16 protein-coding genes are annotated in these 18,617 nt (G+C 68.7%); all 16 read right to left on the reverse strand.

Going from position 1 to position 18,617, the window contains the following annotated elements:
* Positions 1-20: 20 nt before the first annotated feature.
* The gene (locus tag OG203_RS10070; RefSeq protein ID WP_405165410.1) at positions 21-548 is read right to left on the reverse strand and encodes a hypothetical protein; all 528 of its coding nucleotides are present in this window, start codon (positions 546-548) and stop codon (positions 21-23) included.
* A 98-nt stretch (positions 549-646) separates the two neighbouring features.
* Positions 647-2,332 (reverse strand): peptidoglycan DD-metalloendopeptidase family protein, encoded by a 1,686-nt coding sequence (locus OG203_RS10075; protein WP_405165411.1) that lies wholly within the window; start codon positions 2,330-2,332, stop codon positions 647-649.
* 46 nt (positions 2,333-2,378) lie between these two features.
* On the reverse strand, positions 2,379-2,687 hold the full coding sequence (locus OG203_RS10080) for a transposase (RefSeq protein ID WP_405165412.1): 309 nt from the start codon (positions 2,685-2,687) through the stop codon (positions 2,379-2,381).
* A 55-nt stretch (positions 2,688-2,742) separates the two neighbouring features.
* Positions 2,743-5,109 (reverse strand): hypothetical protein, encoded by a 2,367-nt coding sequence (locus tag OG203_RS10085; RefSeq protein ID WP_405165413.1) that lies wholly within the window; start codon positions 5,107-5,109, stop codon positions 2,743-2,745.
* A gap of 7 nt (positions 5,110-5,116) precedes the next feature.
* Positions 5,117-6,607, reverse strand: a complete 1,491-nt coding sequence (locus OG203_RS10090) for an SCO6880 family protein (RefSeq protein ID WP_405167817.1) — start codon at positions 6,605-6,607, stop codon at positions 5,117-5,119.
* A 2-nt stretch (positions 6,608-6,609) separates the two neighbouring features.
* Positions 6,610-8,082: a hypothetical protein gene (locus OG203_RS10095; RefSeq protein WP_405165414.1), complete on the reverse strand. Its 1,473-nt coding sequence runs from the start codon at positions 8,080-8,082 to the stop codon at positions 6,610-6,612.
* A gap of 65 nt (positions 8,083-8,147) precedes the next feature.
* Positions 8,148-8,963: a hypothetical protein gene (locus OG203_RS10100; protein ID WP_405165415.1), complete on the reverse strand. Its 816-nt coding sequence runs from the start codon at positions 8,961-8,963 to the stop codon at positions 8,148-8,150.
* Positions 8,960-9,583, reverse strand: a complete 624-nt coding sequence (locus OG203_RS10105) for a hypothetical protein (RefSeq protein WP_405165416.1) — start codon at positions 9,581-9,583, stop codon at positions 8,960-8,962. Before OG203_RS10105 ends, OG203_RS10100 begins: the two co-directional genes overlap by 4 nt.
* Positions 9,580-9,864 (reverse strand): hypothetical protein, encoded by a 285-nt coding sequence (locus tag OG203_RS10110; protein WP_405165417.1) that lies wholly within the window; start codon positions 9,862-9,864, stop codon positions 9,580-9,582. Before OG203_RS10110 ends, OG203_RS10105 begins: the two co-directional genes overlap by 4 nt.
* A complete protein-coding gene (locus OG203_RS10115; protein ID WP_063043704.1) occupies positions 9,864-10,160 on the reverse strand; it encodes a hypothetical protein in 297 nt (98 codons plus the stop codon). The genes OG203_RS10110 and OG203_RS10115 overlap by 1 nt, the downstream gene beginning before the upstream one ends.
* Before the next feature lie 51 nt (positions 10,161-10,211).
* Complete coding sequence (locus OG203_RS10120) at positions 10,212-10,880, reverse strand: hypothetical protein (protein ID WP_405165418.1); 669 nt, start codon at positions 10,878-10,880, stop codon at positions 10,212-10,214.
* Positions 10,877-11,755, reverse strand: coding sequence for a MinD/ParA family protein (locus OG203_RS10125; protein WP_405165419.1), 879 nt, complete (start codon positions 11,753-11,755; stop codon positions 10,877-10,879). The genes OG203_RS10120 and OG203_RS10125 overlap by 4 nt, the downstream gene beginning before the upstream one ends.
* Before the next feature lie 16 nt (positions 11,756-11,771).
* Positions 11,772-12,734: a hypothetical protein gene (locus OG203_RS10130; protein ID WP_405165420.1), complete on the reverse strand. Its 963-nt coding sequence runs from the start codon at positions 12,732-12,734 to the stop codon at positions 11,772-11,774.
* Positions 12,735-12,788: 54 nt separating this feature from the next.
* Positions 12,789-14,417 (reverse strand): cutinase family protein, encoded by a 1,629-nt coding sequence (locus OG203_RS10135; RefSeq protein ID WP_405165421.1) that lies wholly within the window; start codon positions 14,415-14,417, stop codon positions 12,789-12,791.
* A 385-nt stretch (positions 14,418-14,802) separates the two neighbouring features.
* A complete protein-coding gene (locus OG203_RS10140) occupies positions 14,803-17,214 on the reverse strand; it encodes a RelA/SpoT family protein (protein WP_405165422.1) in 2,412 nt (803 codons plus the stop codon).
* Positions 17,215-17,507: 293 nt separating this feature from the next.
* Positions 17,508-18,401, reverse strand: a complete 894-nt coding sequence (locus OG203_RS10145; RefSeq protein ID WP_405165423.1) for an alkaline phosphatase family protein — start codon at positions 18,399-18,401, stop codon at positions 17,508-17,510.
* Positions 18,402-18,617 lie beyond the last annotated feature (216 nt).

Consider the following 18,617-nt stretch of genomic DNA (forward strand, 5'->3'; position numbering starts at 1 on the left):
TACGGGAAATGTCTTGGTGGTCAGCGGAACGCGTCGAGGCGCCAGCCGTCGGGCGTGCGCACCACGGTGGCGATGACCGTCGCGGGCGGCAGCGGTTCCTTGCGGCCGTCCGGGTAGACGACGGTCTGCTCGATCCCGATCTTGAACTGCTGCATGTTCGGATCGCCACCGCCAGGCGGCTTCTCGCCGGAGGCGAAGGTGAACGCCTGGATGTTCGCCTTCGCGGTAGCCCAATCCGCCCACTGCAGCGTCGTCTTCGGCGTCTCCAGCCCGGTCGGTGCGCTGTCCAACACACGAACCAGGCTGGGGCCCAACCACTTTCGTGCGCGCGCCAGCGAAGCGCCCTGGGCTTCGGTGGCCGGAGACCAGGTGTAGATCTCCTTCAGCGCGGCCACCGCGACGCCGTCGGGCGTCACCGGATCGGGTGCGGGCACACCCTCGAGCAATCGGGTCGTTGACGTGGCCGGGTGCGCCCCACCGGATCCCGCGTCCGCGCGGTCTCCGCGACCGCAGGCCGCGCCAAGCATCGCGACGCTCACCACCAGCATCACCACCAGTTTCGCGCGTACCTGTGCTTTATCTCTCCAGGCTAGCCGCAAGGACCGACACTTATGCAGTCCCGACCTCGCGTGTTCGGATCGGGCGCTCACAGCACCCTCCTCGCCCGGCTGTCCCCCGGCACCTGCACCTCGCCGACACCACCGCCGCCACGCATGCCAGGCACGGCCTGGATCATCCGACCGTTGCCTGAGTAGATGCCGACCTGCGCGGGCCCGCGCGGCCCGAACGCGCTGAACACCAGATCCCCCTCCTGAATCTTGCTCATCGGCACCTCGGCACCAGCCTCCCACTGCTGTTCGGCGGTGCGCGGCAGCGTCACCGCGCCGGACGAGGCCGCGAACACCGCGGCCGAGGTCAAGCCTGGCCCGTCCATGCCACCGCCGGTCGGCCCCTCCGGACCGCCGCCGCCCCACACGTATGGCTGCCCGAGCCAATCGTGGGCGGCCTGGACGATCTGGCTTCCGCCGCCGCCCTCCTTCGGATCGAATCGGCCGAGCGCGCCGGGCGCGCGGTACTGCGCCTCCATCGCGAGGATGTTCGCCACGTAGGGCTGGGTCTCGGACAGGTGCGCCGCAACCTGATTCGGCATGCCGCCGGAGGCGAGCACGGCACCCTCACCGGCGTTGTAGGCGGCCAGGGACAGCGCGGTGACGTCACCCTGCACCTTGCCCTGGGACTCCCACTGCACGATCTTGTGCGCGAGCGCGCACATATAGCGGCCCTGCCCGACGATCGCGTCGCCGTCGTCCCAGAGGCTCGCGGTGCCGTTGCCGTCGGCGTCGATCACATACGGTTGCCCGTCATCCGGGTCGATGCTGACCGCGGTGCTCGGCAGGAACTGCGCGAGCCCCTGCGCGCCGGCGGGCGAGGTGGCGCCGCGGCGGAAGCCGGATTCCTGCTTGCCCTGCGCGGCGAGCAGCGAGGGGGTGATCTGCGGGCAGAGCGAACCCGCACGGCGATACCAGATTTCGAGCTCCGGCGGCACCTTGCCAGCGGCGAGCGCGCCGCCGGGGGTGCCGAAGCCGAGGTTGCACCGCGGGTCGGTGGAATAGGCCTGCGCGCCACCGACATTCGGGGTCGGCGCGCCGTCGAGCCAAGGCAGCGGGTCGATCTGGCGGCCGCCGGTGAATCGGCCGCCTGGGACGATCTCGAAATGCAGGTGCGGGCCGCTGGATTCGCCAGCGGAGCCGACCTGGGCGATGGGCTGGCCCGCGGTCACCGTGTCACCGACGTGCACGTGCACGCCGGTGTCCCACATGTGGCCGTAGACGGCGGAGTAGCCGCGGCCGTTGGTGTCCACCGAGTCGACGACGACCCAGTTGCCGAAACCCGATGCGGGACCGGCGGCTACGACGCGGCCGTCGGATACCGAGTAGATGGTGGTGCCGTCGGGGGCGGCCAGGTCGACACCGAGGTGCGTGCCGCCGCGCGCGCCGAAAACGTCCGACACCGTGAAGGTTCCGGCGGCCAGCGGCATGGTGCGCCGGACCGGTCCGGTGCCCCCGGCCAGCGACGGCGCCCCTGTGCTCGTCGGATTCGTCTGCGTCCCCGACGGTCCCGCCGCGGCGGCCGGACTCGCTTGCGTGCCAGACGGATTCGCGCGCGGATCACCCGGCGCGGGGCCACCGAGCGGCGGCATGCTCGACGGGGTGCCGAGCACCGACGCACCCTCGCACGGATCGTCGACCGAGGGCAGCACGATGACAACAACAAGGGTCATCAGCGCGAGCACCGCACCGAGCGCGCCCCACAGCAGCGCTTTGCCGGTCACCGCAGCCTCGCCGGGCCCGGCCCTCCACGCCCGGGCACGACAGGGTTCACTGGCCGCGCCGGGATTCGTTGAGGGTGTCGGCCAGGGTGCGGTTCATCTCGGCGGCGGCCGCCAATTGTTGTTGCAGCAGTGCGACTTTGCGGCGCAGCGCGGACGCGTCCAAGCGCTCCAGGCTCGGCCCCTCGGCCGCGCGCACCCAGTTGCGCACCGAGTTGGTGTGCACGCCGATCTGTTCGGCGACGACCCGGCAGGCCTCCGACTCGCTGCGCATCTGCCCGGTGAGCGCGACCACCTGCTGCACGGCGGCCTTGCGCACCTCGGGCGACACCCGGCGGTAGGAGCGGTGCGGCATCATCCGACCCACCTCCCATCGAGGCGGACCATCGCTGACCCGCGTCTCGGCTGATCTCTCATGCGGCGCTCCCGCTCGGCGAATCCGTCCCTCGGGCAGTCGATTCGGTGAACTCGCTGAACCGCTGGTTGGTGTCGTGAATGCCGCTCTCCTTCTCCGAGAGCGTGAACTCCATGTGGAACGGAATGCCAGGCCGCCGATCCTCACCGATCTTCAGCAGGAACTTGCCGGTGCCCGGCGGCGACGGCCGCTGCTGGCCCGGCTTGAGCGCCTCACCGGTCAACGCCTGCGGCGCGGACCAGCCGGTCACCATCTGTTCCTCGGCGGAGGTGAACGGCACGATGCTGTCGAGCCGCTTGACCTCCTCGCCGGGCAGCGCGCCGAAGATCTTGGCGCGCGCGCGTTCCAGGAAGCCGAGCGCCTTGGCGATGGCCGCCTCCGAGCCGAGCGCCTGCAGGTCCTTGATGGTGTGGCTGATCATGATCAGCGAGGTGGCGATGCCGCGCTGCAGGCGGGTGAGCTCGTCGACGCGGTCGATCATGAAATCGCCGAGGCCGAGCACCTGCCACAGCTCGTCCATCACCACCTGGAAGTAGCGCTGCGGGCCGAGGTCGGCGTCGGAGAGCACGTGCGCGGCCTCGACCGACGCGAACCCGTCGGCCCAACAGGCAAGCATCACCGCGGCTTTGAGCTTCTTGTCGCCGGACGGGATGTGCGAGACATCGATGCAGACCGCGACCGCGCCGGTGTCGATCGGCACCGAGGTCTGCCCGTTGAAGATCGCGCCGAACGGACCCTGGGTGAGCGCGCGCAACGAGCGACGCAGATTCTTGATCGCGTTGTTGTACTCGTCGACGTCGTCGGCGCCCGCGTCGAGCATCAATTCCTCACCGCCCGCGACGATCACGTCGAGCAGGTTCTCCATGATCGGCGGCTGGTCCGGGGTGTAGCCACTGCCCGTCTGATAGAGGATGCGCAAGGCGGTGGCGATGAGCGTCTCTTCGTAGTCACGCACCCGTGCACCGCGGACCAGTTCGACCAGACCCGCGATCAGCGTCACCTGGCGCGCCCGCAGATCCTGCAGCACCTGAATCTGCAGTGCGGGATGGTCATCCAGCATCGGCACCACGGCGCCGAGCACACCGGCGGCGAGCGGGTTGAGCTTGCCGTGGCCGTAACCAAGATCGATCACCTGGCCGCCGACCAGCTCGACCATCCTGCGATAGTCCGGCTTGACGTCGGCCAGGATGAGCGGCGTGATGCCCTGGGCGATGCCGCCCAACACGATCCGGCGCACCAGCGACGACTTACCGAAACCATTGAGACCGAGCACGAATAGGCTTGGCGCGGTGATGAAGCTGCCGCGCATGAACCAGTTCATCGGGTCGAAGCAGACCGGGGCACCGGTGTGCAGGTGTGAGCCGAGCGGGGTGCCGATCAGCGGCGCACCGGCACCGACCGACCACGGCCACAACCCGGCGACCTGCGCTGTGGTGGCACGGTATTCGACCGGACGGCCGACCACGTTCATCCGGCCGCCACCCTCACCCGCGTAGCCGCGATCGGTGAGTTGGGCTGTGCTGCGGTCGAATCCGTCCTCGAAGACCTGTTCGGCGCGCGCGGCGTAGTTGCGGCGGCGGATGTCGTCGGTGCGAATCCGGAACTGCGCGAACGCCGCCCGCAGGCCGGTCTGCTCGCGGACGATCATCTCCAGCTTGGCGCGGGTCGGCTCGTCGAGCAGCGGCGGACCCGAGGTCTTGCGCCGGTCGGACTTGGCCTTCGCGCGCAGGGCAGCCTTGTCCATCACCGGCGTACCCATGGCACGGTCGGCGGTGTAGTCGGTCTTGGTGGGGCGCTGGGCATTACGTGCGGCCCGCGAACCATTGCGGTCCTGCACGCCGCGCTCGGACTTGCCGTTGCGCGCCGCCTTCGCGCCGCGCGAGTCCGCCTGACCCGACCGGCTCGGCCGGGCCGGTCGCTCGGGCGCACCGTCGCGGGCCCGCGCCGTCCTGGCCGCGTCGCCGCGCGCCCGGTCCGAACTTCGCTCGCCCCGGCCGTTTTCGGCTGGGAGCGCTTGCGCGTCGCGACTGCGCGAGGCAGCGCGTGACCGCTCCGGACGCGACCCGTCGGCGCGGGCGCTCTCGGACCGCGCCCGTCGCTCGGCCGCCTCCCGCGCGCGTTCCCGCTCCGATGTCTCGTCGAGTCCCGACCGGTCGTCGCCGGTCACCCGCGCCGCGCCCCTGCCGAATCGCCGTGGCCGGTCCGGCATCTCCTCGATGCCGGACCGTTCGCGCACGCCGCGGCGGCCGCGCTCGGGTGCGGGGCGCTCGCCCCACTCGTCGCGCTCGACCTCGTCGCGCCGCTTACCGCGCCGGGCCGCTGGTTCGTCGCGATCCCGTACGGGTGGCTCGTTGTCACGTGCCATGAATCACTCACCCCGCCAGTGCCTTAGGAATAGTCGCGTGCTCCGGCAGGATCACCCCGCAACCGAGCGAAGCCGCGAAGGCCGCCGCCTGGTAGCGGTAACACCGCCGGATCTTCAACCGCGCCTGCGTGGACAGGTCGCGCGTGATGGCTTCGATACGCGGCAGGTCGCCGCGCAGGGGCTCGGTGATGGTCACCAACGCCCCGAAGCGGGTCACACCGTGACCCCGGGCTTGCTCCTCACGGGCCTGCTGGGTCGCACCGACCCGCAGGGTCGCGGCCGCGGACACCACACCGCGTTCGCTCTGCTGGGCCACCAGCGCGTTCTTGAAGTCGTCATCGACGATCTCGGCGGCGTCGGCGGCCGAATGCGGCCGGTACACGATGGCGATGCGCTTGCGCGGCACTTCGGGATTGGGCGCGAGCAGGCGTTGCAGCACCCGCTCGTCCACCGCGCCCTCCGGCGCCGCGTCCATCTCCCAGGTGACCGAGCGGCCACCGTCGTGCACGAAGTGGTCCCACTTCTCGTCGTGCGAAACCGGGCCCGCGTCAGCCCAATCCAGGCCGTGGCCGTTGGGTTCGCTTGCGGCGACTTCCAAGTCGGCCTGCGAGGCCGGGTCGTAGCTGCGCCGGATGAACGAGATGACCTCGTCCGCCGACATCGGCTGGGCGCGCACGCCCGCCTCGGCGAGTGCCGCGCAGATGCCAGGCAGGCGGCGGCCGATCTCGACCGCCTCCTCGGCGGGGTTCTTGCGGCGCTCGGCGGTGGTGGCCTTGAAGGTGATCGCCACCCGCGGCAGCAACTGCACCCGCTCCTGCGGCAGCTCGGTGGCGAGCTCGTACATCACCTGCTGCGCAAGCTCCGGCGCCTCCGGCCTGGTGATCGTGGAAACCTCGGTGAGCAAACGGTTTCCGGTCTCCGGCACGGTGTCGATGACCGGGACGACCGCGACGATGTCGCTGGTCTGGCCGACCGAGGCGAGGAAGGTGCCCCACGCCGACACCCAGCGATCGATCACCGGCTGATCGACCGCCTCATGGCCTTGCGGCCAGGCCCGCAGCACCACCGTGTACTGGGCGAACTGCGGCAGGTGGATCATGCCGAAGCTGTAACCGCCCGCGTCGATGCCCTCGTACAGCTTCGACGGCGCGAGCAGACCGGGCAATCGGGTGACGCCGCCCGGGATTCGGGAGAACCGGCCACCCCGGTACACGTGCTCGCCGTTCTTGCGCGAGCGCATCCAGTTGAACATCATCAATCCCGTCTCGTAGCCCGATCGGCCGCCCGTGCGCCACACCAGTGGAACCATGATCACGACGCCGGTCACGCCGACGATCAGACCCCATTTGAAGCCGCCGACCATCGCGGTGATCAACGCCGTGATCACCACCACGAAACCGATCACGGTCTCTTCCCAGCGCAGCCCGAAAAGGCCTGCGCTGCGGGGCTTTTGCCACAGCCCGTACGAGCGACGCTCGTAGGTATCGTTCGTCGTCATCGTCATCGCGGAATGGTGCTCCTCCCGAGGTCGGGCGAGCGATTCGCCCAACGGTCACCGGCCACATCACCCATTGCCTGGTCCGCACGGTTCAGGCTGCTCGTCGCGGCGCGGGCCGCGCCGATCCGGCCCGCTGCCCGTGCCGCACCGGACGGTACTCCCGCCGCGCCGCCGGGCCCGGAGGCGCGCGGTGCCGCGCCACCAGCCGGTCCGCCGCCACCGCGCGGTGGGGTCGGCCGTGGTGCGCCGCTGCCGCGTCCGCCCGCGCCGCCCGGCGGACGCGGACCCGCGCCGCTGCCGCCGACGTAGCCCGGCGAACCCGACGCCGCGGTGCCTTTGACGCCAACGGCTTTGGTGCCCATGGCGCCGAGGCCCGCGACGGCGAGCAGGGTGCCGCCGGTCGCGGTGAGACCGGAACCGCCGCTGCCGACGATCGCGACCGCGGGCGTGACCAAGCGCATCAGCGCGGGCAGCACGAACGCGACGCTGCACAGCAGCACGATGGCGACCAGCATGCGTTGCGCCTGTTCACCATCCGGCAGGCCGTTGGTGGCGGTCAGCGAATCCACATGTCCCGCAGTGGTGAACGCGATCATGTAGACGATCGCGGCCACCGGTTTCCAGAGCATGAACGCGATGATCCAGCCGATCAGCTTCTGGTAGGACTGTTTTCCGACGTTCATCCCTGACGCGGCCGCCGCCAGCGGGAGCACACCGGCCGCGATGATCAGCAGCCCCTGCCTGACGATGGCGAGGATGATCTGCGCGAGCGCGCCGAGCAGCCCGACGATCGCGATGATCAATACCAGGCCCGGCGAAAACGCCTGCAGCTTACTGGTTTTCACCATCAGCTCGGCCAGGTCCTTGGCGTTGCCGTTGGTCGAGTCGTTGATGATCCACTCGGAGAACCGATCCGAGGCCTGGGTGCCTGCGACGATCACCGCGCCGAGCATCCACGAGCTGAACACCACTCTGGCGAACATCCGGAACGATTCGGCGGCCTCGTTAATCGTTGCCCCGCGTCTTGCCTCGGCCAATCGGGCGCCGGACAGGATCACCGAGGCTATCAAGAGCAATATCTGGGCCTGATAGGTGTAGTCGTTGATCTTCGTGAACAGCGAACCTCCGTCGCTGGCCGCCTCGTTGGGCACCTTCATCCAGAAGGTCAGCGCCAGGATGATGGCCTCGCCGAGGCCGTTCATCAGCGAGTCGACCACCTTGCCGAAGGTCGAGTCCCACGCCTTGTCCTTGACCGCGGTGGCCGCCTGACCGGGATGGGAGGCGGCATTGCCCGCCTTGCACGCGGCGGAGGCGGCGTCGCCGAGGGAGATGCCAGGCAGGCCGACATTGTCGAGGCTGTCGTGGATGTCGTTGCACGTCTGGTCGAAGCCGTACTGCTGGCCGTAGGCCACGGTCGGCGTCGCCATCATCACCGTGAAGATGACCGCGAAGATCGTGAGTATTCGACTCACCATTGTCTGCACCCCTCGCTGCTCCGCAGGTCGGCCGTCAACGTGGTCTCGGGCCTTGCCGATCGTGCTCACCATTTCGTCCACCCGCTCAGCGATTCGAGGTTCCCGGTTTGTGCGGTGTTCGACGTCGAGGGCTTGAGTCGCCAGTCACCCGCGTCCCAGACCATGACCAGGCGGATCGCCGCCCACGTTTGTTTGCCGTCGATCACGTCGCCGCGCGAGGCGAGCCGGATGATGGCCAAGTCGTCGGCGTAGTCGTCGACCTTGAACGCGTCCGAGGCGACGAAGTACTTGGTCAGCGTCTCCGGCTGCTGCGCGGGCAGCTTGTCGCTGGCCAGCGCCTTGTCGTAGGCGGCGATCTGCTGGGCCGAGACGCGCACCTGCGTCACATACAGATCACGGTCGGCGGGGCGGGCGTTGAGCCGATAGGTGATCTGCGCCGCGGCAAGCACCGCGCCCTGCGGCGTGTGCGAATAGCCAACGGCCAGACCGTCTTCGATGCGCGCCGGCCCGTCCGAGGTGGAGAACGGCACGGAGGCGCCGTAGACCCGCTGCCAGCCGTGCGGCGCGGTGGTGCCCTCGGGCGCCGCGGTCAGCCAGTCCGCGTCGGAGGCCTTGCGCTGCCGCGACGGATCCTGCGGAAGTGGTTGCCCGGCAGGGTTGTTCGGCACGTCGACACGCCTGCCGAGGATATCGACCTCGGGGCTGGCGAAGCCGGTGCCGCCAGCCGACGCGGCAGGCGCGGGCGCGCTGGCCGGGGAGCTGTTGTCGTCACGGGTCACGTAGACGACGATTCCCACGATCACGATGAGCGCAAGCACGGCGGCGGACGCGACGGCACCGAAGGAGACGCGATCACGCGTGTAATACTCCTTCTCACTCACTTCGGTGCCTCCAATTTCACGATGTCATCAGGTATTACGTCAATCGGATCGATCGGTCTAGCGGTCGCGCCCGGATCGGGCAGCAGTAACCGCCAGTCTTGACCGAACCATTCAACGGTGGTGTGGTTCACCGCCTTCGAGCTGTCCGAGTATTGGGTCTGCACGTCGACGGTGCTGCGCTGGTCGGTGTAGCCGGTGACCTTATAGCCGAGCACGCGGGGCGCGTAGTCGGGGCTGGCCGGTCCGGTGATGGACAGCTGGATCCGATTCACCGCCCACTCGTCCTTCGCGGCGCCTGGAACCACTTCCTGCGCAGCGACTTTCGCCCACTGGCTGTCGGCGGCCACCGCCAACCGCACCGCGTGGTTGATCGCCGCGACGCCCGCGCCGCGCGGCGAATGCTCGAAACCCGTTGCGGCACCGTCGGCTACCGACTTGGGCCCCTGATCGGTCTGCGGCAGCGGCACGCCTTGGAACGGCTGCCACCGCACGCCCGTCGGCGGCGCCGAGAGGTCGGGCCCGGTTCGGCCGTCGCCGTTACCGCAGCCGACCGCCGCGATCAGCAATGCGGCGCCGATAGCCCCCGCTGGGCCCATAGGTCGCTCGCTACGCTCGCTCATGTCGGCAGGAAGGCCAGCGCGATTCCCGACGCTGTGCTCGCCACTATCGCCCCGAGCAGGCTCATCAGCACCCCGTGCGAGGCGTCGTTCATCGCGAGGTCGCTGCGGAAGGAGATCCACAGCTTGCCCGCGGAGACGATCATCCACGCCAGACACACCAGCAAGACGAACCACAGCAGCCAGTTGAGTAGCTGCATGAGCGGTTCCAGGACCTCGGGGGGCATCTGTTTGTAGGCCAGCAGCTCGGCTGCCGACGCGCGCACGGTAGATATGTCGGACATCAGGTTCCAATAACGGCGTTCATGATGGTGCCGGCGCTGGTCGCGACGACGCCGCCGATCATGGCGCCGGCCACCATCTTCGGCGATTCGAGTCCGCCACCCGTCCACTTCTCCCACGCGAACTTGCCGCCCGCGTAGGTGATTCCGCAGATGCCGGACAGCAGGACGAACCAGGTGAGGTAACGCACCAGCTGCAGGATCTTCTCCGAGCCTGGCGGTGCCTCGGGCGTCGGGTTACCGACCTGCGCGAGTACGGTGCCGTACGTGTCGTGCACGGCGAGGAGAATCATGCTCATCGGGTGCCTTTCTCGAAAGTAGTTGAGTCGTCGCCGATTCGATGCGGACGTTCACTGATCGGGTGGCTTTCTACTTGCCCGGTCCTGCGCCGGATCGTCGAGTTGTGCCTCCTCCAGTGCCGTTCGAGCCGCCGCGACGATGTCGGCGCCGAGCTCCCTGACATCGAGCGGTACCTCCTCCAAGGGGTCGATCTTGCGTTTCTTCTGTGGCAGTGCGTCACCGGGCGCCCACACCGGCAGCTTCTCCGGTTCGACCAGCGTCCATTCCTCATACCACGGGACCTGCCACAGCTGACCGGCCAGCGAGCCGACCACGTCGCGGTAGCGGCGGATCTCGGCGGGCAGCCGACCGGGTCGCGCGGCGACGGTGATCAGCCCGAGCACCTCGCAGGAACCGGCGAAACCCGAATGATGTTGGCGCAGTAGGTCATGCGCGCGAGTAAGACCGGCGATGGTTTCCCTGGCGACCAGCACGACGAAGGGGGATTCGCGGTCGAAGACGCCGGGCCAGCGGCGGCCCGAATCCGCCGCGGGCGCAAGCACATGCGCGAGGCTACTGGCTCCGGCACCGCCGTGCACACCGAGCAGCCACACCAGCGGGGCCCGCCCGATTCCGGGTACCGGACGGTCCCAGATCGGTGCGCGGCGTGACTCCGGCGGGGCGACAACGCCCGCGGGCGCGGATTCGGTCTGACGTCGAAATTTCATGGCGGCGGTCATGATGCCACCCCGGCCAGCAGGCGCCCATAGGCCCGGCGCGTATCGATGCCCAACGACGCGTGCCTGACCAGTTCACCCCTGGCCAGGTGTGGGTCGTATGGAATTTCCCTGATATCGCGGACCCAGCCGGACAGGTGCTCACGCAAATGCTCGGCAACGCCCGACTCGGTACCCGGATGTTGGTGTGAGACAACGATTGTGGTGTCGCCGACGATGCCGCCGCCCTGCCCCTCGGCGGAGTCGCCGAACTGGTCGTCGAGCCATTCCAGGGTGACCCGCAGCCGGTTCGCGGCGTCGGCCCGCGCCGGAATGGCAAGCACCAGAGCGACATCCGCGTCATCGAGCAGCGGGCGCAGCTGCCGTCCGGCAATCGGGCTGCCGCCGTCGTATACCGCGGTGAAGCCGGAGTCGTATACCGCTCGCGCCACCGTGAGGTAGGTCGCGCGCCTGCGCAGCGGCGCGGAATCGCGCCACAGTAAACCGATTCCGGAGGTCGCGCGGGACAGGCATTCCTTCAGCGGGGCCGGTTCGTCGTCGCCGCGCCCGTATAACCACGATTGCAGGCTGATCGGGTGCAGGTGTTCATCCGCGCCGCGCAGCGCCAGATCGCTGCCCGCCGCGGTCGCGTCCACCGCGACCGTCGGAGTTCCCGCTATGCCGAGCTCACCCGCGATGCCAAGTGCCGTCGTGGTGGTTCCCGCACCACCGCAGCCGCCGACCACCAGGATGGGGCGCTGTAACGGCTGTTCCGCACCGGAACCGCCGCCCTTGCCGCGCCGCAATCGCACCACCGGAGCCTTGGAGCGCACGGGCCGACCCGACGGTTCACCCTGGTCGGGTGCCTCGTCGAGCCAGCGGCTCCAGTCCTCTCCCATCGCTTCCTGCTCTCCTCTATCCGGCCGCGATACCTGTGATCAGGGTGCGGCCGTCGATCACCGCGGTGGTGACCGTCTGCTTGTTGTACGTGGCGGGCACGCCGCCTGGGCGGTACTCGGTGACCTCCACCGAGTACCGGTTGTCTGCGATGGTCACGATCCGCACGCAGTGCGTGGTGCCCGCCGGGATGGTGTCGATGCCGCGCTGGATGGTCGACGCGGGTGAGACGGCGGCGTCCGGTGCGACGACCTGCCTGACCTGCTCGCCGGAACGCTCGACGTAATACGCGTACTGAAAAGCCAGGATAGCGTCGGGACCCGTTGTGGTACTGCCCATTTCGGCGCCGCGCACGATCGACGCGGTGCGCTCGGTCGCGCACGCGCCGAAGGGCTGGGTGGTCACCCCGGCCTGCGACTTGCCGCGCAGGCTGTCGGTGCTCACGCCAGCCTGGGCACTGCCTGCGGTGAACTGCACCGACGCCGACGAGGCAGGCAGCCGCGGCGACGCAGAGCGCGCGTTGGACGAGTGCAGCAGGAACAGCACGCCGGCGGCCGCGGCGCCGAGCAGCAGCACCGCGATGACGAGCACGACGAACACCCGGCCGCGCCGCGACCGACGGGCGCGAGCCTCCAGACGCAAGGCGCTGGACGAGCGCGGTCGCGGCTCGTCCAGCGGGTCGTCGTAGTCATCGTCGTCGGGCCACGGGAAACGCACCAGGTCGGCGTCGCGCGGGGCGTAGTCGTCGTCGGGGCCGGGTGCCCGGCCTACCCAGTCCGACCAGCCGCCGGTGAATTCGCTGCGCTGCGCCGAGAGGTCGGCGGGGACCTCGGGCTGCGGTTCGTCGCGAATGTAGTGCGGGTACCGCGCCGGGCCGTTCTCGTCGAGATGTACCGAACTCGGCTCACCCGGGGGCACCGGCGCCGTTTCCGGCTCCAGCGCGGCGTACCAACGGGACAGTTCTTTGTACGACTTCAACATTCCCCCATTCCCGCTGAGCGAGGCACATAGCGCATCGTCGGACCCTCTCGGCGATCAGTTCGTGGAGAACGGGTAGGTGTTGGCGGTGCCGGGTCGATCGGTGGGCGGAATCGACGTCGCGCCGCCGGATGAGGCGCCGTCGGCTCCTGTCCCGAACGGAAATTGTCCCGTACCGGAAGAATTCGGCGTAGTCGACGCGCCGGGTGACGCGCCGGAGAATCCCATCGGCGGCTTGTCCGCGCCACCCTGTGGGCTGCCGTTCGCGCCGAATTTACCGGCGATATCGCGGGCAACAGCGGCGAACCAATCGGCAACGAAAGTGGTGGGTGAGTCGCCATTGGCGGCGACCGTCGCGGTGTTGTACGCGCCGTGCCGCTGGACGGTATCCCAGTACCGCACCCAGGTCGCGGTGTTGAGCAGTTGGCTGTTGTCGGTGATGTTTTGGACAACCGCGTTGAAGGCCTGGGTGACCAATCGAGCGCTGGTCGTCGGCGGGACCAGTTGGGCGACGGCGCCGGCTAATTTCGTGCCGAGCGACAGCAGCGCGGCGGGCGGGTTCGACAAACCGGCGGTGGCAAGGTCGGCGATGGTTGCCGGGTTGATGACCGTCTTGACGACCGTGGTGACCGCGTTCAGCCCGATCATGCCGACCTTCAGCAGCGCCTGTAGCGCACCGGGGAGGTCGAGTGGGGTGCGCGGGTCGGCGGCGTCGGCGAGGCGCTGTGCGATCGACGCCTTGGGCGAGATGGCCAGCGTCGCGAGCGAGTTGCCTTGCACGTCCTCGTTGGCGACCTTGGTCGCGGTCTTGATCGAGGTGTATGCCAGCGCCTGGGCGATGGAGGTGAGCGAGGCGATCGGGTCGCCGCCACTGAGCTTGGACTGGCCGACGACGTTGGTGACCGCCTTGAGGATCGGCGCGCCCTGCGGTGCGTCGCAGGCGAGGTCGCCCGCCGCACAGAAACTGGCGACGCGGCCGGTGAGGGCGCCGAAGTTGGCGGCGATGTCACGGTCGGGGCCGATGCCGCCGCCGGTGGCCGGCGCCTGGGGCAGCGCGGCGACGGCGGCGAGCTGATCGCCCGCGGTGCCGGGGGCCGGATCCGGCGACTGCTTGCCCGGCGAGCCGGGGAACAGGGGTGCGCCAGGGTTGCGGGTCGGGTCGGCGAACAGCGCCACCGCGGCGACCTTGTCGGCCGGGAGCACCCCCTGCCCCTTCCCGATCTCCTGCGCGAACATCGAGGCCACGTGTGCGCCCTGCGAATAGCCGACCACCGCGAATCTGGTGTCCGCGCAGCGGTCGGCGACGGCCTTGGCCATCGTGCGCAGCCTGGCCAGTCCGCCGGTCACCGATTCGGAATACGGCACCGCGCCACCGGCGGTCGCCCCGCCGAAGCCGGATTCGTATGGCACATAGGCACGATCGACGAGTCCAGGGGCGGTGGCCTTGGCCAGCATCGGGCGGAAGACGGTGGACAGCATGCCGGTGTCGGTGGAGGGCGCGGCATCCGGTGACGATTCGCCGGTGCCCTGAATTCCCAAGGCGTACAGTGCCGGACACGCGCTGAGCGTGACGTTGGTCGAAGGGCCAGCGGGATTCGCCGGAACGGCCGCGGCGGTGCCAGCCATAGCCACGGTCACGGCGAGTGCTGTCAGCACCCCCGTGACTCTTGCCGTGTAATTCGTCATAGCGATCCGCAATCAATCCGTGTTGCCGCAGCTACCCTCAACGCCATGAAACGCAATAGACCGTAACAGATTCCGACTATTGCTGGGGCATCGCCGAAAACTTTCCATGAACTGCCGAAAGAGGTTGCACACATTCGCGCGTGCCGAGCAAACCTCTCCGGCAACTTTCCGATGGTCCGAAAATGAGAGCTACCGCCCGGCGACCCGCCGGTCACGCGAATTCCCTACCGGGACTCCACCTTCCGTTCGCCCGATTGCTTCGGCATTCGTGCAGGTATCTTCGGCTTCGCCGATCGTTCGCCACGAGGTTGCCACTCGCACAACAAATGACACGTCAAGGGGAGTGGCTGTGCCGGACAATTTCAGGCGGCCCCGCGCATTCGCGCTAAGCAGCTGAAGTGACGCGGTAGACGTCATAGACGCCTTCCACATTCCGGACCACATTCAATAGGTGTCCGAGGTGCTTCGGGTCGCCCATCTCGAAGGTGAACTTGCTGATCGCGACCCGGTCGCCGTGGGTGGCGACCGACGCGGACAGGATGTTGACCTTCTCGTCGGCAAGCACCTTCGTCACGTCGGAGAGCAGTCGGGTGCGATCGAGCGCCTCGATCTGGATGGCGACAAGGAACACCGAGGACGGTGACGGCGCCCAGGACACCTCGATGATGCGTTCGGCCTGATCACGCAGCGATCCGGCGTTGGTGCAGTCGGTGCGGTGCACGCTGACCGCGCCGCCGCGGGTCACGAAGCCCATGATTTCGTCACCGGGCACCGGGGTGCAGCACTTGGCCAGCTTGGCGACGGTGCCGGACGCGCCGGGGATCAGCACGCCGGCGTCGCCGGTGGTCCGCTGCCGGTTCGGCGTGGTGGACGGGGTGGACCGCTCGGCGAGTTCGTTCTCCACGTCACCGATGCCGCCGAGTTGCGCCATCAGTCGCTGCACCACGTGGTGCGCGGAGACCTGGTGTTCGCCGACCGCGGTGTAGAGGGTGGAGATATCGGTGTAGTGCAGTTCGTGTGCGACGGCGGTCATCGCGTCGACGCTCATCAGCCGCTGCAACGGCAGGCCGACGCGGCGGACCTCCTTGGAGATCTGCTCCTTACCGTTTTCGAGGGCTTCCTCGCGGCGCTCCTTGGCGAACCACTGCCGGATCTTGGCCTTGGCGCGCGGCGAGACGACGAAGTTCTGCCAGTCGCGGCTCGGTCCGGCGTTCTGCGCCTTCGAGGTGAACACCTCGACGACCTCACCGTTTTCCAGCTGACGTTCCAGCGCGACCAGGCGACCGTTGACCCTGGCGCCGATGCACTTGTGCCCGACCTCGGTGTGCACGGCGTAGGCGAAGTCGACCGGGGTCGACTTCTGCGGCAGCGTGATCACGTCACCCTTCGGGGTGAACACGAAGATCTCCGGCGACTTCAGATCGAAGCGCAGCGACTCCAGGAACTCGGCCGGGTCGGCCGCCTCCCGCTGCCAGTCGAGCAGCTGGCGCATCCACGCCATGTCGTCGACCTCGGTGGAGTCGTTGGAGTGCTTGCCCCGGGTCTCCTTGTAGCGCCAGTGCGCGGCGATGCCGAATTCGGCGGTGCGGTGCATGTCCTGGGTGCGGATCTGCACCTCTAGTGGCTTGCCGTCCGGGCCGACGACGGTCGTGTGCAACGACTGGTAGACGCCGTAGCGCGGTTGGGCGATGTAGTCCTTGAACCGGCCCGCCATCGGCTGCCAGAGCGAGTGCACGACGCCGACGGCCGCGTAGCAGTCGCGCACCTCGTCGCAGAGGATGCGGATGCCGACCAGGTCATGGATGTCGTCGAAGTCCTTACCCTTGACGATCATCTTCTGATAGATCGACCAGTAGTGCTTCGGACGGCCCTCGACGATCGCGTTGATCCGTGACGCCGCAAGGGTATTCACGATTTCCGCGCGCACCTTCGCCAGGTACGTATCGCGCGACGGCGCCCGATCGGCGACCAACCGCACGATCTCGTCGTACTTCTTCGGGTGCAGGATCGCGAACGCGAGGTCCTCCAGCTCCCACTTGACCGTCGCCATGCCGAGCCGATGAGCAAGGGGCGCAATGACTTCGAGGGTTTCCTTGGCCTTCTTCGCCTGCTTCTCCGGCGGCAGGAAGCGCATGGTGCGCATGTTGTGCAGCCGGTCGGCGACCTTGATCACCAGCACCCGCGGGTCACGCGCCATCGCGATGATCATCTTGCGGATGGTCTCGGCCTCGGCGGCCGCGCCGAGGTTGACCTTGTCCAGCTTGGTGACGCCGTCGACCAGGTGCGCGACCTCGGGGCCGAAGTCGAGGGTGAGCTGCTCGAGCGAGTAGCCGGTGTCCTCGACGGTGTCGTGCAGTAGCGCGGCGACCAGCGTCGTGGTGTCCATGCCGAGTTCGGCAAGGATGTTGGCCACCGCGAGCGGGTGGGTGATGTAGGGGTCGCCGGACTTGCGGAACTGGTGCTTGTGCCGTTCGTCGGCCACATCGAAGGCGCGCTGCAGCAGCGTCAGGTTGGCCTTCGGGTACAGCTCGCGGTGCACGCTGGCCAGCGGCTCGAGCACCGGCTTGACCGCGGCGATGCCACGCTGACCGGTCATCCGGCGGGCGAGGCGGGCGCGCACTCGACGCGACGCCGAGGTCGGGACCGCCGCGGAGGTGCCAGGCTGACGCGCGGGTGTAGACGCGGGTGGGGTGGCCGAAGTGCCGTTACTCGGCTGCTCTCCCCCGGTGGCGGCACCATTCGACTGCGGGGCGTCGTCCGATTGCTCGACATTCGCCTCGCCCAAGTGCTGAGTCATGCCACCACCTCTCAGTGCCCACTTGCGGCGCTCACGGGCCCTCCGTGGTTTGCCGCCTCCGGGCCTGACGTTCGCGCCGCGTGCCTCGGTCGAACCACCCTATCCGACCGCTGCAACCGCCCAGGCCATCAACTTTAGTCCCGGCCGCGCGCTGGCGTCCGGCGCGTGGTTGCGGCGGGTGCGATGCGGGTGCTCAGGCCGGGATGACGCTGGGTTCGCCGGGGGCTTCGGAGGCGTACAGAAAGCCTGACATATCGGGCGTCCGCGTGGCGGCGTTGTGACCAAACGTGGGGCTAGCGAATGGTGGACGGGCTGACGGGCTCGCGGTTGATCATGGACTGTCCATCGAAGTCCGGGCTGGCCGGGACGTGCAGAAGGTCGACGACGGTGGGGGTGATGTCGACGAGGGTGTAGCGGGAGGTGGTGTCGCCCGCGGTGAAGTCGGGGCCGCGGGCGATGACGAAATTGGTTGTCTCGTCCGGGGATTGGCCGCCGTGGCCGCCCTTGGGCTTGTGGCCGTGGTCGGCGGTGACCAGGATGGTCCAGTGCTCGGCGGGGTTGGCCGCGGCACGGGCGTCGACGGCGGCGGCGATCCGGCCGACCTGTTCGTCGATGCGCCGGACGGCGTCGAGGTACTGGCTCGAGGCGGCGCCGTCGCTGTGACCGGCGTGATCGACCTGGTCGAGGTGGGTGAAGAGGAAGTCGGGGGCGAACTTCGTGATCGCGTTGACCACGTCGGTGGCGGTGGCCGCGTCGGTCTTGGCCTCGTCCGGGTCGTCGGGGACCGGCGGGGTGGAGACGACCACGTCAGCGCGGGGGTTGCCGCTGCCCGACATGGTGGCGATCTGATCCCAGGTGGCGATCGAGTGCGTCTTCAGCGCCGGGTTGGCGCGTTCGAGCTGGGTGAACACCGTCGGATACTTCGCGAACGGCGCCGCGGTGAAGTCGTTGTCCTTGATGCCGTGCTTGCGATCCCACACCCCGGTCAGCACGGTGGCCCAGGACGGGCCGGAGATGGTGATGTGCGGCGCGATCGAGGAGCGGCTGAGCATGCCTTCGGCACTGAGCCGCAACAGGTTCGGCGCCCGCACCTGCAAGACCTTGTCGTACATCAGGCCGTCGAGCCCGATCAGGACCACCTTGTCGACGCGGGCGTCCGCGTGTGCCCCACCTGCGGCGACCGTCATGGGAAGAACGGTAACAGCCAAGACGGCAAGTGCTTTCGCGAAGAACCGGCTCATGCTCGCGCCCCGCCGTCCGACCGGTCGGCAACGCCCTCATCGCGCTGCCATCCGTTACACCCGCCGTGCCGATGATTCGCTCGCTTGTCGCGCTCGCTCATAGTCCGAACCATGCGGGGCGAACCGACCCGATGGGTAGGCCGCCGCGGCACTGTTCATTGA

The sequence above is a fragment of the Nocardia sp. NBC_01499 genome, assembly GCF_045040275.1.
In the GTDB taxonomy this organism is placed as follows: Bacteria; Actinomycetota; Actinomycetes; order Mycobacteriales; family Mycobacteriaceae; genus Nocardia.

Bases quoted from the DNA above. Each gene is read 5' to 3' on its own strand.
- OG203_RS10105 (WP_405165416.1), bottom strand. From the start codon at position 9,583: ATGAGCGAGCGTAGCGAGCGACCTATGGGCCCAGCGGGGGCTATCGGC.
- OG203_RS10110 (WP_405165417.1), bottom strand. From the start codon at position 9,864: ATGTCCGACATATCTACCGTGCGCGCGTCGGCAGCCGAGCTGCTGGCC.
- OG203_RS10125 (WP_405165419.1), bottom strand. From the start codon at position 11,755: ATGGGAGAGGACTGGAGCCGCTGGCTCGACGAGGCACCCGACCAGGGT.
- OG203_RS10085 (WP_405165413.1), bottom strand. From the start codon at position 5,109: ATGGCACGTGACAACGAGCCACCCGTACGGGATCGCGACGAACCAGCG.
- OG203_RS10145 (WP_405165423.1), bottom strand. From the start codon at position 18,401: ATGACGGTCGCCGCAGGTGGGGCACACGCGGACGCCCGCGTCGACAAG.
- OG203_RS10090 (WP_405167817.1), bottom strand. From the start codon at position 6,607: ATGACGACGAACGATACCTACGAGCGTCGCTCGTACGGGCTGTGGCAA.
- OG203_RS10135 (WP_405165421.1), bottom strand. From the start codon at position 14,417: ATGACGAATTACACGGCAAGAGTCACGGGGGTGCTGACAGCACTCGCC.
- OG203_RS10140 (WP_405165422.1), bottom strand. From the start codon at position 17,214: ATGACTCAGCACTTGGGCGAGGCGAATGTCGAGCAATCGGACGACGCC.
- OG203_RS10120 (WP_405165418.1), bottom strand. From the start codon at position 10,880: ATGACCGCCGCCATGAAATTTCGACGTCAGACCGAATCCGCGCCCGCG.
- OG203_RS10130 (WP_405165420.1), bottom strand. From the start codon at position 12,734: ATGTTGAAGTCGTACAAAGAACTGTCCCGTTGGTACGCCGCGCTGGAG.
- OG203_RS10080 (WP_405165412.1), bottom strand. From the start codon at position 2,687: ATGATGCCGCACCGCTCCTACCGCCGGGTGTCGCCCGAGGTGCGCAAG.
- OG203_RS10115 (WP_063043704.1), bottom strand. From the start codon at position 10,160: ATGAGCATGATTCTCCTCGCCGTGCACGACACGTACGGCACCGTACTC.
- OG203_RS10095 (WP_405165414.1), bottom strand. From the start codon at position 8,082: ATGGTGAGTCGAATACTCACGATCTTCGCGGTCATCTTCACGGTGATG.
- OG203_RS10070 (WP_405165410.1), bottom strand. From the start codon at position 548: ATGCTGGTGGTGAGCGTCGCGATGCTTGGCGCGGCCTGCGGTCGCGGA.